Source organism: Desulfurispirillum alkaliphilum, from assembly GCF_055378285.1.
Genome location: NZ_AP042405.1, coordinates 1,276,666 through 1,293,047, shown reverse-complemented (window position 1 = coordinate 1,293,047; position 16,382 = coordinate 1,276,666). Strand labels below are relative to the sequence as shown.

Here is a 16,382-nt window from a genome sequence, read left to right as displayed (position 1 = left end):
GTGTGTGCTGTGCAATGTTGATGTGTTGTGTGTGAGTAGAATTTGCGGGAATCTTCCCGAATGTCATTGGAGTTGATATGAAGTCTTTCAAGTCTTATGCCGATGCTTTGCTTTCCATGAAAGCCATGCTGGTGGTGCTGTTTATTATAGCAGTGGCCTGTGCTATGGCGACATTTATCGAGAATGACTACGGGCCGGAAACAGCCCGCGCAGTGGTTTACAATACCCGCTGGTTTGAGTTCCTCTACGCCTACCTGGTGGTGAATTTCATCGCCAATATCTTCACCTATCGCATGTGGCGCCCGGAGAAGATTTTTTCCTTTATGCTGCACCTCTCCCTGATACTGATCCTGGTGGGTGCCATGGTGACTCGTTACTTCGGGTACGAAGGCATGATGCACATCCGCGAAGGAGAAACCGTCAGCCACATCCTCTCCACGGACACCTATGTCCAGCTGCGCGTTGGTGACAAGGAAGTGGACTGGCCAGTGCTCATCTCCCAGATGGGTTCCAATTCGTTCCGCCATACAACCAAGGTCGATGGTAAAGAGTTCTCCGTCAGCTACGTGAACCACACCGGCGGCCGCCAGAAGCAGTTGAGCGTGCTCATCTCCTACAACAACGAAGAGCGCACCATCAACCTGGTCGGTGGCCAGGGTCTTGAGGGCATCCCCCAGCGTATCTCCATCGGTGGACTTGACGCCGTCATGGCCTATGGAGCCAAACCTCTGCCCCTGCCGTTCGGCCTGGAGCTGGAACGCTTTGCCCTGGATCGCTACCCCGGCTCCAATTCCCCAGCTTCCTACTCCAGTTATGTGATCATCCATGATGAAGAGCTGGGCGCTCCCAAGCCTTTCCACATTTACATGAACCACATTCTCGTCCACCAGGGCTTCCGTTTCTATCAGTCGTCCTATGATACGGATGAGTTGGGTACCTACTTGTCAGTATCCAAAGACCCCGGCAAACTGCCCACCTATATCGGCTACTTTTTTCTGACCGTGGGACTGGTGGTCAGCCTCTTTATGCCCCAGGGCCGCTGCCGCATCCTCCTGCGCCAGCTTTCCACTGCCAAAACAGCCCAGACAGCCAAGGCGACCGCAGTGGCCATGCTGGCCGGAGCCATGCTGGTTCTGAACCCTGTCTCCGCTCAGGCCTTCCCCGAATATGCCAATCAGGAAAGTGCTGAAGGGCAACAGCAGATGCAGCAGACTCCTCCAGCGGAGCAGCAGCCACCCCAGCAGCGTATGCAGCGCCAGCGCCCGGTTATGCCAGTTCCTGACCAGTTTGACCTGCGCCACTCCCAGGAGTTCGGCAAGCTGCTGGTACTTGATGCCGCCATCGGTCGCATCAAGCCCATGGATACCTTTACGAACGAACTGCTCTACAAAATCGCCCGCACGGTCACCCTGGAGGGCTTCACTCCCAACCAGGTCATCATGGGCATGATGGTGGATCCCTTTGCCTGGCAGTACATGGAGATGATCCGCGTGGAACATCCTCAGCTGCGCCGCATCCTGGGCATCACCAACGACAGCCAGCGTCGTACGTCCTTTGCCAACTTCTTCGACGAGCGCGACCAGTATGTCCTTATGCCCTATGTGGAAGCGGCCTACCAGAAGGACCCCTCCCTGCGCAATACCTTCGATCGCGCCGTCATCACCGTGGATGAGCGGGTCAGTATCGCCTATATGATCTACACCGGCATGCTGTGGAAGTTCTTCCCCCGCCAGGAGGGCACTACCAACACCTGGTATACCATCACCGAAGCCATGGAGCGCTTCCCCGAGGATCAGCGCCGCGAAGTCATGCGTCTCTATGGCAACTACTTCACCGCTGTGGAGCAGGCTATTCAGTCCGGCAACTGGAGCAATGCCGACCGCTTCGTACAGGAGATCCGCCAGTACCAGCGCGATCACGACCCCACCGAGGCCATTCCTTCCGAAACCGAAGTAAAGGCAGAGCTGTTCCTGAACAAGTACAGCATCTTCAAGAACCTGATGCCCTACTTCCTCTTTGTGGGTCTGGCCTTCCTGGCTGGCGCTCTGGCCCGCATGTTTATTCCCATCAAACAGAGCAAGGGCAGGAAGAACCTGCTGGATAGGTACTACCCGCTGTTCCATAACCTGATGTTTGCCCTGGTGGCCCTGGGCTTCGTGGCCTTCACCATTGGTCTGGGTATACGCTGGTATGTTTCCGGCCACGCCCCCATGAGTAACGCCTATGAATCCATGATCTACATTGCCTGGTCCACGGTGCTGGCCGGTCTGGTTTTCCACCGCAAGCAGTACGCGGCAGCTCCGGCAGCTGCGGTCATGTGTGCCATCGCCCTTATGGTGGCCCACCTGAGCAACATGAACCCCCAGATCACCAACCTGGTGCCTGTGCTCAAGTCCTACTGGCTGGTCTACCACGTGGCGGTTATCACCGCCAGCTATGGCTTCTTCGCCCTCAGCCTGCTGCTGGGTATGCTGGTACTGGTTATGTACGCCGTGCGCTCAGAAAAGCGCCCCCACCTGGACACCTCCATCAAGGACATGATGATCATTAACCGAATTTCCATGATCGTGGGCCTGGGCCTCTTCACCATCGGAAACTTCCTGGGCGCGGTCTGGGCCAACGAATCCTGGGGCCGCTACTGGGGCTGGGATCCCAAGGAAACCTGGTCCCTGATCATCATCCTGATCTACGGCCTGGTCATCCACATGGATATGATCCCCAAGCTCAAAAACAAGTTCTACTGGATTGCCGTTGGTTCCGTGCTCTCCTTCTCTACCGTGCTCATGACCTACTTCGGGGTAAACTTCTACCTCTCCGGTCTGCACTCCTACGCGGGGGGCGACCCCATGCCAATCCCAAGCTGGGTCTGGTACAGTCTGGTGGTTATCACGGCCCTGTTTGTGGTTTCCTATCCCAAGCGTGATGGCAAGATGCCCCTGGCGAGGGAGAGCTGATGGAATTCGTTCCCAAGTGGATTGCCTGGGAGAGCACGGAGCGCTGCAACCTGTCGTGTATCCACTGCCGCTGCTCTTCCGATATGGAAAAGGATCTTTTCCATCTGGATACCGCGAAAGCCCTGGAGCTGGTGGACCGCATCGCCGAGTTCTGCACCCCGGTCTTTGTGCTCAGTGGCGGCGAACCCCTCATGCGGGACGATCTCTTTGAGATCGCCCGCCATGCCGACAGTAAGGGATTCCGTGTCTGCATCGCCACCAACGGTGGCCTGCTGACCGATGCCATCTGCGAACAGATGAAAGCCACCAACATCCGTATGGTCTCCCTGAGCCTGGATGGCTCCACGGCGGAAGTTCATGATAACTTCCGCCAGGTGCCCGGCTCCTTTGACGCTGTGGTGCGGGCGACCAGACTGCTGAAGGCCCATGGCATTCCCTTTCTCATCAACTCATCATTCACCAAGCGCAATCAGCACGATATTGCCGCAACCTTCCGCCTGGCCAAAGAGCTGGGCGCGAAGGCGTGGTATATGTTCATGATCGTGCCCACCGGAAGGGGTGAGGATGTGATGGCGGAGCTGGTGGCCAAGGAGGACTACAACGAAATCCTGCGCTGGCACTATGAACAGGAGAAACTGGAAGAGGACGCCATTCTCATGCGCCCCACCTGTGCCCCCCACTACTACCGCATGGTGCCCCAGCTCAACCGCGAAAGCGATACCAAACTGGAGCGCCGCTCCCTGACCTTTTCCACCGGAGGAGGCAAGGGCTGTATTGCCGCCCAGACCATCTGCTTCATCGATGCCAGGGGGAACGTCAAGCCATGCAGCTACCTGCCCCTGAGCGCTGGAAATATTCTGGAGACGCCCTTTCAGACGATCTGGGAGGAATCCCAGCTCTTTCGGGACATGCGTGACTTCAAGTCCTACAAAGGGCGCTGCGGAGCCTGTGAGTACATCAATGTGTGCGGCGGCTGTCGCGCCCGCGCCTACAGTGTCACCGGCGACTACATGGATGAAGAGCCATTTTGCGATTATGTTCCCCTGAGATTGCAATAGAACATGACCTTCCGGCAACTCAGGAGAACGTCCGCGGTACTACCGTTTCAATTACTGAATAAGTGAGGAATGCATGCCAAATTACGATTTCATCAATGCCTGTTACGGCAAACCCGTCAGCCGTACCCCCGTGTGGTTCATGCGCCAGGCAGGCCGTTACCTGCCCGAATACCGCGCCGTGCGCAAGAACTACTCCTTCCTGGAAATGTGTAAACTGCCGGAAGTGGCCTGCGAAGTAACAATTCAGCCCATTGACATCATCGGCACGGATGCCGCCATCCTCTTCTCGGATATCCTGGTACCCTTCGAGCCCATGGGCCTGGATCTGGCATTCAATCCGGCACCGGTTATCGCCAACCCCATCCGGACCCGCCAGGCCGTAGACAGCCTGCGCCTGGATGCCGCCGGAGAAGTCACCTTTGTCTATGACGCCATCAAGCTGCTCAAGAAGGAGCTGGCCAGCCGCAATGTCCCCCTGATCGGCTTCAGCGGCGCTCCCTTCACCCTGGCCTGCTACGCCGTGGAAGGCGCGGGCAGCAAGAACTACCCCACCCTGAAGCGCATGATGTACAGCGACCCGGCCCTTTTCTCCGACCTGATGCGCGCCTTTGTGGTGGTCACCGCTGAGTACCTGAACAACCAGATTGCCGCTGGTGCCGATGCCATCCAGATCTTTGACTCCTGGGGCGGCATCCTCTCCCGCCAGGACTATGACCACTTTGTACTGCCCCACATGAAGAGCCTGATGGGCCAGCTCAACCGCAGCGTGCCCATTATCTTCTTCATCGGCAACAACGCCCACCTGCTGGAATCTCAGATGTCCACGGGCGCTGATGTGATGGGACTGGACTGGCGCATCCCCCTGGATGACGCGCGCCAGCGTGCGGGAAATCTCTCCGTACAGGGTAACCTCGACCCCACCCTGCTCTTTGCAGACCAGAAGCTCCTGAAGGAGCGCGTGCTCGATATCCTGGGGCGCAACAACGGCCGCGAGGGCTTTATTTTCAACCTCGGCCACGGTATCACTCCGGAAACCCCTGTCGATAATGTCAAAATGGTTGTGGAACTGGTACACGAGTACCCCATTAACTGATTCGCATAACGGGCCTCCCGTCGACTACGGTGCTGTTGTTGACGGGAGGTTCCTTTGTGCATGAGAAGGAAATTTCGCCATGGTCAGTGCCCTTCAGCATGCGAGCTTCATCGCCTATCTGCTCTCCTGTATCTTCTTCTTCCGCTATATCAGCAAAGATACGCAGTTCACAGAGCGGGCTGCATATCTTTTTGCCACCTGCGGGCTTATCTTCCAGCTCTTCCCCATGGCTATCATCATACGTGACGCGGGATACTTTCCCCTGGAAAATCCCCTGATAATGCTTTCGCTGTTTGCCGCCTGCATTCTGGTCATTTTCCTCATCTTCTCTCACCAGCACCGCTTCGCCATTTCCGGCACCTTTGTCATGCCTCTGGTCGCCTTTGCCGCCGCCAGCCAGCTGGTCATGAGTGAACCACGCCTCGGCCTGCCTGAAGCCCTGCAGTCCTCCCTGTTCACCCTGCATATTCTCCTTGTGACCATTGCCTTTTCCTTTTTTTTCCTGTGTGCCTGTACCGCGGTGTTCTATCTGATAATGGAAGACCAGCTGAAAAATAAAAAACAGGGAGCCCTCTTTCATCGCATTCCCAGTATCGGCTCGCTGATCCGCCTGAAAAACCAGGCGCTGCTGTGGGGCTTTCTCAGCTATACCGCAGGAATTCTCGTCTCCCTCTACTGGAGCACCCAGCTCTACGGCCTCAGCGTGCTCAGCGGTGACCCCAAGGTTCTGGTCTCCTTTGTCACCTGGCTTATTTACGGATCGCTCTATTTCACCGCGAAACTGGGGGTCATGGATCCACGCCAGTCTTCATACGCGGTCATCGGCTCCCTGTTCCTTATTATCCTGGCCCTTTTTGGCGTTGGACATATCTTCCCCCGGAACCAGCTATGACATTGATTGCATTAAGCTTCAGTTATAAATCCGCTCCCGTCGAATTCCGTGAACGCCTGGCTTTCGGCCCGGATACCCTGCAGGCCATCCACAGCGACCCAGCGGCTCTGGGCCTGAAAGAAGTGGTTGTCGTCTCCACCTGCAACCGCGTGGAAATCTATGGCACGTCCAGAGACCTTGAACAGACCATCAAGCATATCTACTCTTATCTGCAATCAGCCACGCAGCTTGAGCTCCAAAGCCTGGAAAGCTGCGCCCAGCTCTTCACCGGCGCCGACGCCGTCAACCACCTCTTTCGAGTCAGCTCTTCCCTGGAATCCATGGTGCTGGGCGAACCCCAGGTGCTGGGGCAGGTCAAGGATGCCTACCGTGCGGCCCGCGAACTGCAGAAGCTGCCACAGCTGGAAAAGCTCTTTATCAGAGCGTTTAAAGCCGCCAAGCGGGTGCGCACTGAAACCGGCATTGCTCAGAACGCGGTCAGTGTTTCCTTTGCCGCCGTTGAACTGGCCCGCAAGATCTTTGAAAAACTCGATGAAAAGCAGTGTATGCTTATCGGAGCTGGCGAAATGTGTGAGCTGGCCGCCCGCCATCTGGCATCCCACGGTGTCAGAAACTTCATTGTCGCCAACCGAACATTGGAACGAGCCCAGCGACTGGCCACCATGTTCAGCGGCACCGCCTGCACACTGGACAAGCTGGAAGACTATCTGCACACCTGCGATATCGTCATCTGCTCCACCGGCGCCCAGGAACCCGTCATTACCAAAGATATGGCCCGACGCGCCATTAAAAAGCGGGGCATGGAAAACCCCATGTTCTTTATCGATATCGCGGTACCCCGTGATGTGGAGGAATCGGTCAACGACGTTCCCATGGCCTATCGCTACGATATTGACGACCTGCAGGAAGTGGTGGAAGAAAACAAGCGCACCCGCATCCACGAAAAAGAGAAGGCCCTGGGCATAATTGAACATGAAACCGCCCAGTACCTCCAGTGGCTTGAAGTTCGCGACATAAGTCAGTATATTGTAGCCTTTCGCGCCAACGCGGAAGGTATTCTCGCCAACGAGCTTGAACAAAGCGCCAGCAAACTCTCTGCCGAAATGCGTCAGGAGATGGAGCGCTTCGGTCGACGCCTGATGAACAAGTTTCTTCACGCTCCTTCGACCAACATCAAGCGTTTGCTCAGCGATGATGAAAACAGTGCCCTCTATGTGGAAACCTTTAAAAAACTCTTTGATCTGGAGCGTTCATGAAGATAGTTATCGGAACTCGAGCCAGCCAGCTGGCCCTGTGGCAGGCTGAGCACATCAAGGCCGAGCTGGAAAGCCGCTGGGACGATGTACAGGTGGAGCTGAAAAAAATCATCACCAAAGGCGATAAGATCCTCGACTCTCCCCTGGCCAAAGTCGGTGGCAAGGGACTCTTCGTCAAGGAAATCGAAAATGAGCTCATCGACGGCACCATTGATATTGCCGTACACTCCATGAAGGACGTTCCCACCGAATTTCCCGAAGGCCTTGAGCTTTTTGCCATAACCGAGCGCGAAGATCCCCGCGACGCCTTTATCAGCCGCAATGGCAAGAGCATGGCCGAACTGGGACAGCTGAAGGACGTCACCATCGGCACCAGCAGCCTGCGCCGTCAGGCCCAGCTGCTGACCCTCTATCCCCACTGGAATATCGTCTCCATCCGGGGCAATGTGCAGACCCGCCTCAAGCGCATGGAAGAGCGCCAGATGGACGGAATAATCCTGGCCGCCGCCGGCATGAAGCGCCTGGAGCTGGAGCACCTGGTCAAAGAGTACATCGCTCCGGAAGTCATGATTCCCGCCATTGGCCAAGGCGCCCTCGGCCTGGAGGTGCGAAGCGCCGACACCGCCCTGAAGGAGCGACTGGAGTTCCTCAGACACCCGGTCACCACCCAGTGCGTTCTGGCCGAGCGGGCATTGCTGCGCACCATGGAGGGAGGCTGTCAGGTGCCCATCGGGGCATATGCTGTTCCAAAGGCGAATGGCAGCGTTTCCCTGAACGCCCTGGTTGCCAGCGTAGATGGCAAAGAAGTGGTCAAGGGGCAGCTGGAGGGGAATAACCCAGAAGAGCTGGGGGTCACCCTGGCCAATCAGATGCTCAACAGTGGCGCACGGGCAATTCTGTCCGTGGTCTATCATAACAATTGATCTTGCGGGAGGTTCTCCGTGAAAAACGTACTCGCAATACTGAGTCTGCTTGCAGTTCTCCTGCTCATAAGCGGCTGTGGTGCTGATCGCTCGGAACCCGGCATCAGCATGGCCCACGAAGTGGAGGCAGCACTGGCTTCCGGCATGCCCGTTCTGCTTGATTTTGGCGGCGATGGCTGCCCAACCTGTGTACAGATGAAGCCCACCGTCTATCGCACGATCACCGACTACCAGGACACGCTGCGCGTCGTGATGGTAGACACCAATGTGGATCGCCAGCTCTCGGCGGAATATCGCGTTCGCGCTATTCCCACCTATGTCTTCATTGACCCCAGCGGAAGGGAGATCGACCGGCACATCGGGTTTATGGAAGCCAGTGCCTTCGACCGTAAAGTACAGGAATTTATTCAGCGGGCACATCGCTGAATCCGGTATTTCCCCCATATACTCCCCGGACCCTCTTTCCCATGAAAGAGGGTCCGTTGCATTTTTCCGCAGCATGAATTCCCGGAGCGACATATCAGGACAACCCGAAGCCATCACTTGCGAAAACATGGCAAAAAAGATACAAGTGTTCCTGATTTACGAGGTACTCCATGGCTCAGATGATCCGCATCAACGATATACTCACGGAAGTACGCCAGCGCCACAAAGATGTTGACGTCACTCCTATCAATAAAGCCTATATCTACGCTGCCCAGGCCCATCGGGGCCTGATGCGCAAATCGGGAGAGCCCTACATCAGCCATCCCCTGGCAGTCGCGTATCTGCTCGCCACCATGAATCTCGATCCTTACACCATCACTGCCGGACTGCTCCACGACACCATAGAAGACACCACGGCCACATTTGAAGAGCTCCAGCAGCAATTTGGCCACGATGTGGCCTTCCTGGTGGACGGTGTTACCAAAATTGAGACCATGGTGGGAAAGAGCAACAAGTCCTCCGACGTCAAGGCCGAAACCCTGCGCAAGATGCTCATCGCCATGGCCAAGGACATCCGCGTCCTGCTCATTAAACTGGCCGACCGGCTGCATAATATCCGCACACTGGAGTACATGCCCGAGGAAAAGCGCAAGGCCATCGCCCAGGAAACCCTGGATATCTATGCTCCTCTGGCCCATCGCCTGGGGATCAACTGGATGAAAACCGAACTGGAAGATCGCTCCCTGGAACACTTTGATCCGGAAACCTTTGCCATGATCCGCAATGAAGTGGAGCCGCGGGAAGGTGACCGCAAGAGCTATGTGGATGAGCTCATCGCCAGGATCAGCGAGCACCTGGCCAGTCTGGGTATCACCTGCGAGGTGCACGGCAGGCCGAAACACTATTTCAGCATCTACAAGAAAATCAAGCGACAGAATGTCTCTCCAAAAGAGCTCTTCGACCTGCTGGCCCTGCGGGTCGTCACCGAGAAAGTCTCTGACTGCTACCTGGTTCTGGGGGAGATTCACCGGCTGTGGCGCGCCGTTCCCAATCGCCTCAAGGACTATATCACCAACCCGAAGTCGAACCTGTACCAGTCCCTGCACACCACGGTTATCGGCCCGGAAGGCCTCAAGGTGGAATTCCAGATCCGCACGGCGGAAATGCACAAGATCGCCGAGGAAGGGATTGCCGCCCACTGGGCCTATAAGGAAGGTGTCCACCCTGAAAATGACGAGACGCAGCGCTTTGCCTGGCTCAAGAGCATCCTGGAGGGGGGAGCTGAGTTTGAGGACTCCAGCGAGTTCCTCAAGGCCCTGCGCCAGGAGCTCTACGTCAAGGAAGTCTACGTCTTTACCCCCAAGGGAGACACCATCGAGCTTCCCGATGAGTCCACCATCCTGGATTTCGCCTTCACCATCCACTCGGAAGTGGGTTACCACTGCACCGGCGGCTATGTGAACGGCAAGATGGTGGGCATTCGCCATCGACTGCAAAACGGCGATACCGTGGAAATCATCACCAGCGACAAGCAGCACCCCCGCAAGGACTGGCTCAAGTTTGTGCGCACCAACCGCGCCAGAATCCGCATCACCTCATATCTGAACAAAGTGGAACGCCAGAAGGCCATTGAAAGCGGCAAAGATATTCTGGAAAAGGGACTGCGCAGCTACCGCAAATCCCTGGACAGCATCGGCCCCAAGAACCGTAGCAAGCTGCTGGAACTCTCCCACATGCCGAGCCTTGATGAACTCTACCGCAACGTGGGCCTGTATAAGATCAACTGCAAAACCCTGCTGGAGCGGCTTTTTGAGGACGATATCGCCAAACGCCAACAGCAGGATGAACACGGCAAGCATAAGGATGAAGCGGTTTTCGAAGGGGCCAAAGAGCGCCATCAGGAATCGGTACGCGGCTCGACCATTGAAATCAAGGGCATCTCTGATGTTCTCATCCGCGTAGCCAACTGCTGTTCCCCCCTGCCCGGGGACCCCATCATCGGCTATGTCACCCATGGCCGTGGCATCAGCATCCACAAACAGGACTGCCCCCAGATGCGAGACGCCTTCAGCGAGCGCCTGATCGAAGCCAGCTGGAGTGAAGCCGCCACAAAAAATATCTATGCCGTGAATTTCACTGTTCTGTGCAAGGATCAGCCTGGAGTCCTGGCCGGAGTCAGCAGTGTGCTGGGCGACAACAAGGCCAATATCACCAATATCCGCATGGTCAAGCAGGACATCAACCGCGCTGAAGTCTTGCTGGAATTCACCATTGAAGTCAACCACAAGGACCAGCTGACCCACATCCGCAACCGGGTCAAGGGGCTCGATTTTGTGCTGGAAGTGAAATAACGGAAGTTCCGCACCCTGCCACCTCGGCTTCAGGTGGTGTTGTTATGAGCTGAAGTTTCGCATTGCACCATCCCGGGTTAAGGCATTATCATACTGACACTTACCACGCCAAGACAGTATTGATTTTGCATGTTTGACTCATCTGGCACTCCTGTTTTCGTTTGTGGATATTGCCCTTTTTGACCGCGCAAAAAGGACTCAAAAACGCGCCCGTTTTTCCGGCACGCCTGACCCCTGCATCCCTGCAGTGCTGCCGGACCACTCACTTCCTGTGAGTGTCCCGTTCGGGTCTTGCCAGCCAGGCGTCGCACTCACCGGACGGGCTCAGGGGGAAACAGCCTGCTTCTGCCTCTCCCCCGTGTGCTGGCCCAGCCAGGACGCGCCGACTGGAACGTTATGGACCCGCAGGGTTGCCGCCACGAGGGCGGCAACCGCAAACCAAAAGCCATGGAGGGCGGTTGTTTGCGGTCCCCAGTTCCAGGCAAGCGAACGGCTGATAAGGGCAGCACTGGGGGCCGCTTTTGCGCCACTTTTTGCGGGTAAAAAGTGGCAAAATAAACTCATAAACAGGGTGAGGGCAGTGTCAAGCGACCCCCGTCTGCGCAGAATCATTTCGGCCATTCCAGCATGGCATCAGGGTCGATCCCGACAACCTGCCGTTTCGGGGTGCCGAAACTGAAAATAATGTTTCACCGCATGAAAACCGTATGAATTCACCATGCATTCTCTGGCTGCACAAAAAAAGCCGCCGGCTCTGTGCTGAGCCGGCGGCTTTCCCTGTTGGTATTCCCGTCAGTAACGATAATGCTCGGGCTTAAAGGGGCCTTCAATGGGGATCCCCAGGTACTCTGCCTGCTTGGGGGTCAGTTTGGTCAGCCTGGCGCCCAGCTTGGCCAGGTGCGCATTGGCCACCTCTTCATCCAGCTTTTTTGGCAGCGTGTAGACCCCCAGATCGTAGTGGTCATTCCAGAGGGTGATCTGGGCCAGAACCTGGTTGGAAAAGGAATTACTCATGACAAAGGAGGGATGGCCCGTGGCACAGCCCAGGTTGACCAACCGTCCACGTGCCAGCACGATAAGCGTTTTGCCATCGGGAAAGGTGAACATATCCACCTGGGGTTTGATGCCGGTCTCCCGGATATTATTGGCAGGATTCTCCAGAAAGCGCATGTCAATTTCTGAATCGAAATGTCCGATATTGCAGAGAATTGCGTTATCCTTCATGGCCAGCATGTGCTCGCCGGTCACCACGTCGCAGCAGCCAGTGGCCGTCACAAAGATATCCCCCATGGCTGCGGCTTCATCCATGGTCGTCACCTGATACCCCTCCATGGTGGCCTGCAGGGCACAGATGGGGTCTATTTCCGTGACCAGCACCCGCGCTCCCAATCCCGCCATGGCATCGGCGCAGCCTTTGCCCACGTCACCATACCCGCAGATCACCACAATCTTGCCGGCCACCATGACGTCCGTTGCCCGCTTAATTCCATCCGCCAGGGATTCGCGACAACCGTAGAGGTTGTCGAACTTGGACTTGGTGACCGAATCATTGACATTGATGGCGGGAAATTTCAGCTCATTGCGTCCCATCATCTGGTAGAGGCGGTGAACGCCAGTGGTGGTCTCCTCGGATACCCCTTTTATTTCCTGGCACAGCTGGGGATAGTCGCGATGCACCACTTCCGTCAAGTCACCACCATCGTCAAGGAGCAGGTTTGGCAGCCAGCCATCAGGGCCCTGAATGGTCTGGTGCACACACCACCAGTACTCCTCCTCCGTCTCCCCTTTCCAGGCAAAAACCGGGATATTGCCTGCGGCAATGGCGGCGGCGGCGTGATCCTGGGTGGAGTAGATATTGCACGAAGACCAGCGCACCTGCGCTCCCAGGTCAACCAGGGTTTCGATCAGCACGGCGGTCTGAATGGTCATGTGAATGCACCCGGCAATCCGGGCCCCTTTCAAGGGCTGGGAAGCGCGATACTTCTCCCGGATGTACATGAGTCCGGGCATCTCTTTTTCGGCTATGCGGATTTCCTTGCGGCCGAATTCGGCCAGTGACATATCGGCAACTTTGTAGTCGGTAAAACTCATGGGACACTCCAGCGCGTGTTATCGTATTCCAGAAAAAAAGGAAAAGCTGCCGGATTGCCCGACGTCTTTTCCTTATCCTCATTTTCCTTCTGCTCTTCGCGTCACGGAGAAGCAATCAGTCAACAGAAATGGCTTTCAGCAGCCCGATATTGTCCAGTGCTTTGCCGACACCGCGTACCACGGCTTTCAGCGGATCTTCAGCGATGGACACTGGCAGGTTGGTCTCTTCGCGAATCATGGTGTCGAGGCCACGGATCAGCGAACCGCCACCGGCAAGCATAATGCCCTTGTCCACGATATCAGCAGCCAGCTCGGGTGGTGTTTTCTCCAGGGTTACCTTGATGGTATCCACAATAGTGGCAATGGTCTCGCTGAGGGCTTCGCGGACTTCATCGGAAGAGACTTCAACGTGCTTGGGTATGCCGGTTACCAGATCACGGCCCTTGACCGCCATGGTCAGCGGCGTTTCGAAGACGTCAAAGGCTGAGCCGATTTCTATCTTGATCTGCTCGGCGGTGCGGTAACCGATAAGCAGATTGTGTTTTTTGCGGATATACTGGACGATGGCGTCGTCCATTTCATCGCCGGCGATACGCAGGCTCTTGGCATAGACGATTCCCGAGAGGGAGATAACCGCCACTTCAGTGGTGCCGCCACCGATATCCACAATCAGGTTACCACTGGGGTCCTGAATGGGCAGATCGGCGCCGATGGCTGCCGCCATGGGCTCTTCCATCAGATAGACTTCGCGGGCACCGGCCTGACGGGCGCTGTCCTTGACAGCACGTTTTTCCACCTGGGTGATACCGCTGGGGATACAGATGACAATGCGGGGGCTGACCAGAGTCTTGCGGTTATGGACCTTCTGGATAAAGTACTTCAGCATGGCTTCAGTGACTTCGAAGTCCGCGATAACACCGTCTTTCATGGGGCGGATCGCGGTAATGCTGCCGGGAGTTCTGCCCAGCATCTCCTTGGCTTCCTTCCCGACGGCCAGAACCTGTTTCGTCCTCTCATCTATGGCAACCACGCTCGGTTCGCTAATCACTACGCCGTTGCAGTAGACCAGCGTGTTAGCTGTTCCAAGGTCAATCGCCAGATCGCGGGAAAAAATCCCAACCAGTGCATCAAATATCAAGGGAACCCTCCGTCAACAGTGGTGTAAGCCTATCGTGTAATAGATTTCGCATGCTTTTGCAAACATATTCGCCCGCTGGCGCGGCTCAGTGCTCGGGCAGTGTGGGTATGGAAAATTTCAGATGCCGCGCCACTTCATCCGCCTCACAGAATACATGTTTTTTCAATGGAAGTGAATGTAAAAAAATGGTTCCGTAACGTCGATTCACGATCCGGTTGTCACAAAGTATACAGCTTCCGCGGTCACTGGTGTCCCGGATAAGGCGCCCGAAACCCTGCTTCAACCGGATAACCGCCTTGGGCACTGAAAGATCCCAGAAGGATCGCCCCCCCGCGCGATCTATGGCTTCACAGCGGGCCTGAAACAGCGGGGTATCGGGAACGGGGAAGGGGAGCTTCTCAATAATCACGCACTGCAGGGCCTCCCCTTTGACGTCCACACCCTCCCAGAATGATGAGACTCCCAGTAACACTGCCGGTTGATTTTCCCGATACCGCCTCAGCAACTCCGTGCGCGCAAAACTCCCCTGCACGTAGAGATTGACACCCAACCCTGCCATTGGCCCTTCCAGCACTGCAGCCAGCTGGTTCATGCGCCGGTAGGAGGTGCAGAGCACAAATATGCCGCCTCCCATGGTGCGGGTCACATCCAGAATCAGATGCGAAAAGGCGCTCTGGTGTTGTCCTTCATCCTGATAATCCGGCAGGCGGGGCACGATCAGCACGGCGTTCTCGTCATAATTAAACGGGCTCTGCAGGGTCAGTTCATAACGCGGCTGGCAGCCAAGGCTGCGGCGCATGTACTGAAAGGAATTCTCAACGACCAGGGTGGCACTGGTCAAAAAGCTGCTTTTGACACGGCTGAACAGAAGCTCCGCCAATATCGGCCCTACTTCCAGGGGAGCGCTGACCATGGCAAAGTTGTCACGCCCCACGTCAAACCAGCGCACATGGGTGGGATCGTCGTGGCGCAGGAAAAACTCCAGGGCACTGATAGAGCCTTCCAGGCGACTGCGGTAGGCACTGAGCTCCTGCAGCAGATCATCACCTTCCAGGAGAATTTTTGCGTATCCAATGGCCGATTGCAGCTGATCAAGGAGCAGGCGACCCTCCTCGGTGCACAGAAAGACAAACTCCAGCAGGGCCTGGGGGTAATCTGAATCCTTGCGAATGCGGCGCTGGCTGAGCCCGGCCAGCTCATCCAGGACCCGCTGCGCCCGTACCTGTACACTGCCATAAAAGCCGCTTATGCGCTGGCGAACTCCCTCAAGGCGCACCAGCATCTCCTCCTGGCTGGTGGGCGGCAGTTCCCGGCGCACAATACTCTGGGCCAGCTGCAGGAGTTTGCCCGATTCGCGGCTGCCGCGCAGAAAGTAGATACGAGAGAGATTTTTCAGAAAACCGCGAAAGTGGAACTGCATTCCCAGATGGGAGCTGGCCACATCCTCCAGGTTGTGGGCCTCATCGATAATGGCGACACCATAAGCTGGAATAATGCCGGAGGAGTCATTGTCCAGCCCGCGCAGGGCCAGGTCACTGCACAGCAGTGCGTGGTTCACGATCAACACATGGGCGTTCTGGGCTTCGCGTCGGCTGCGGAAGAAGAAACAGTCGCGGTAAAAGGCACAGCGACCGTGCTGACAGGTATCACCTTCGGAACAGACCTCCTCCCACACCGAGGGCGGCAGGGCGAAGTCCAGGTCATTGCGGGAACCCTCCCGGGTTCGCCCCAGCCAGTGGTAGAGTTGTTCATAGGCATCCTCTACTGCGTCGGGCAGCAGCAGGGGCGAATCCAGTTCCGGAAGGCTATCGAGCTTGCGCTGGCACAGGTAATTGCCGCGGCCTTTGATCAGCGCAGCGTTGAACTCGAGGCCCAGGGCCCGGACCACTGGCAGATCTTTCTCCAGCAACTGCTCCTGCAGATTGATGGTATTGGTGGAAATCAGTATCCGCACCTTGGAGCGCAGGGCATGGACGATGGAGGGAATGAGATAGGCCAGCGACTTGCCCGTGCCAGTGCCCGCTTCAATGATGGCGCTTTCCTGACGGTCCAGGCAATACTCAATACAACGGACCATTCGAAACTGCTCCTGGCGGAAGCCATAGCCGGGAAGCACACTGGCCAGAGCACCATCGGGAGCAAAGTAGCTTTGCATTAGAGTGTTTTGCGGGTCTGGCATCGGGCAACTCTCACCGTCAGT

General features: G+C 56.5%; 11 protein-coding genes. 8 read left to right on the top strand and 3 right to left on the bottom strand.

The window, feature by feature from the left end; translation table 11 throughout:
* The first annotated feature begins 77 nt into the window (after positions 1 to 77).
* From ccsA (ACZ46I_RS05945) to ACZ46I_RS05910, 8 genes are all read left to right on the top strand, one after another.
* Positions 78 to 2,954: a cytochrome c biogenesis protein CcsA gene (gene ccsA / locus ACZ46I_RS05945; RefSeq protein ID WP_464281754.1), complete on the top strand. Its 2,877-nt coding sequence runs from the start codon at positions 78 to 80 to the stop codon at positions 2,952 to 2,954.
* A complete protein-coding gene (locus ACZ46I_RS05940; RefSeq protein WP_464281753.1) occupies positions 2,954 to 4,012 on the top strand; it encodes a radical SAM protein in 1,059 nt (352 codons plus the stop codon). Before ccsA (ACZ46I_RS05945) ends, ACZ46I_RS05940 begins: the two co-directional genes overlap by 1 nt.
* A gap of 73 nt (positions 4,013 to 4,085) precedes the next feature.
* A complete protein-coding gene (gene hemE, locus ACZ46I_RS05935; protein WP_464281752.1) occupies positions 4,086 to 5,105 on the top strand; it encodes a uroporphyrinogen decarboxylase in 1,020 nt (339 codons plus the stop codon).
* 79 nt (positions 5,106 to 5,184) lie between these two features.
* Positions 5,185 to 5,997, top strand: coding sequence for a cytochrome c biogenesis protein CcsA (gene ccsA, locus ACZ46I_RS05930; RefSeq protein WP_464281751.1), 813 nt, complete (start codon positions 5,185 to 5,187; stop codon positions 5,995 to 5,997).
* Positions 5,994 to 7,253 carry a glutamyl-tRNA reductase gene (gene hemA / locus ACZ46I_RS05925; protein ID WP_464281750.1) on the top strand — a complete coding sequence of 420 codons (1,260 nt, stop codon included), beginning with the start codon at positions 5,994 to 5,996 and terminating at the stop codon, positions 7,251 to 7,253. The genes ccsA (ACZ46I_RS05930) and hemA overlap by 4 nt, the downstream gene beginning before the upstream one ends.
* Positions 7,250 to 8,176 carry a hydroxymethylbilane synthase gene (hemC, locus tag ACZ46I_RS05920; RefSeq protein ID WP_464281749.1) on the top strand — a complete coding sequence of 309 codons (927 nt, stop codon included), beginning with the start codon at positions 7,250 to 7,252 and terminating at the stop codon, positions 8,174 to 8,176. Before hemA ends, hemC begins: the two co-directional genes overlap by 4 nt.
* 18 nt (positions 8,177 to 8,194) lie before the next feature.
* Complete coding sequence (locus ACZ46I_RS05915; protein WP_013506931.1) at positions 8,195 to 8,602, top strand: thioredoxin family protein; 408 nt, start codon at positions 8,195 to 8,197, stop codon at positions 8,600 to 8,602.
* A gap of 170 nt (positions 8,603 to 8,772) precedes the next feature.
* The gene (locus tag ACZ46I_RS05910) at positions 8,773 to 10,953 is read left to right on the top strand and encodes a RelA/SpoT family protein (protein WP_464281748.1); all 2,181 of its coding nucleotides are present in this window, start codon (positions 8,773 to 8,775) and stop codon (positions 10,951 to 10,953) included.
* 792 nt (positions 10,954 to 11,745) lie between these two features.
* Here ACZ46I_RS05910 and ahcY read toward each other — a convergent pair.
* The 3 genes from ahcY to ACZ46I_RS05895 all read right to left on the bottom strand — a co-directional run bounded on the left by ahcY (position 11,746) and on the right by ACZ46I_RS05895 (position 16,361).
* A complete protein-coding gene (gene ahcY / locus ACZ46I_RS05905; RefSeq protein ID WP_013506879.1) occupies positions 11,746 to 13,044 on the bottom strand; it encodes an adenosylhomocysteinase in 1,299 nt (432 codons plus the stop codon).
* A 115-nt stretch (positions 13,045 to 13,159) separates the two neighbouring features.
* Complete coding sequence (locus ACZ46I_RS05900; protein ID WP_013506878.1) at positions 13,160 to 14,182, bottom strand: rod shape-determining protein; 1,023 nt, start codon at positions 14,180 to 14,182, stop codon at positions 13,160 to 13,162.
* An 85-nt stretch (positions 14,183 to 14,267) separates the two neighbouring features.
* Entirely contained in the window at positions 14,268 to 16,361 is a 2,094-nt protein-coding gene (locus tag ACZ46I_RS05895) for an ATP-dependent DNA helicase (RefSeq protein WP_464281747.1), read from the bottom strand.
* Between the last annotated feature and the right edge of the window lie 21 nt (positions 16,362 to 16,382).

Bases quoted from the DNA above. Each gene is read 5' to 3' on its own strand.
- hemC (WP_464281749.1), top strand. From the start codon at position 7,250: ATGAAGATAGTTATCGGAACTCGAGCCAGCCAGCTGGCCCTGTGGCAG.
- hemA (WP_464281750.1), top strand. From the start codon at position 5,994: ATGACATTGATTGCATTAAGCTTCAGTTATAAATCCGCTCCCGTCGAA.
- ccsA (WP_464281754.1), top strand. From the start codon at position 78: ATGAAGTCTTTCAAGTCTTATGCCGATGCTTTGCTTTCCATGAAAGCC.
- ACZ46I_RS05910 (WP_464281748.1), top strand. From the start codon at position 8,773: ATGGCTCAGATGATCCGCATCAACGATATACTCACGGAAGTACGCCAG.
- ccsA (WP_464281751.1), top strand. From the start codon at position 5,185: ATGGTCAGTGCCCTTCAGCATGCGAGCTTCATCGCCTATCTGCTCTCC.
- ahcY (WP_013506879.1), bottom strand. From the start codon at position 13,044: ATGAGTTTTACCGACTACAAAGTTGCCGATATGTCACTGGCCGAATTC.
- ACZ46I_RS05895 (WP_464281747.1), bottom strand. From the start codon at position 16,361: ATGCCAGACCCGCAAAACACTCTAATGCAAAGCTACTTTGCTCCCGAT.
- hemE (WP_464281752.1), top strand. From the start codon at position 4,086: ATGCCAAATTACGATTTCATCAATGCCTGTTACGGCAAACCCGTCAGC.
- ACZ46I_RS05940 (WP_464281753.1), top strand. From the start codon at position 2,954: ATGGAATTCGTTCCCAAGTGGATTGCCTGGGAGAGCACGGAGCGCTGC.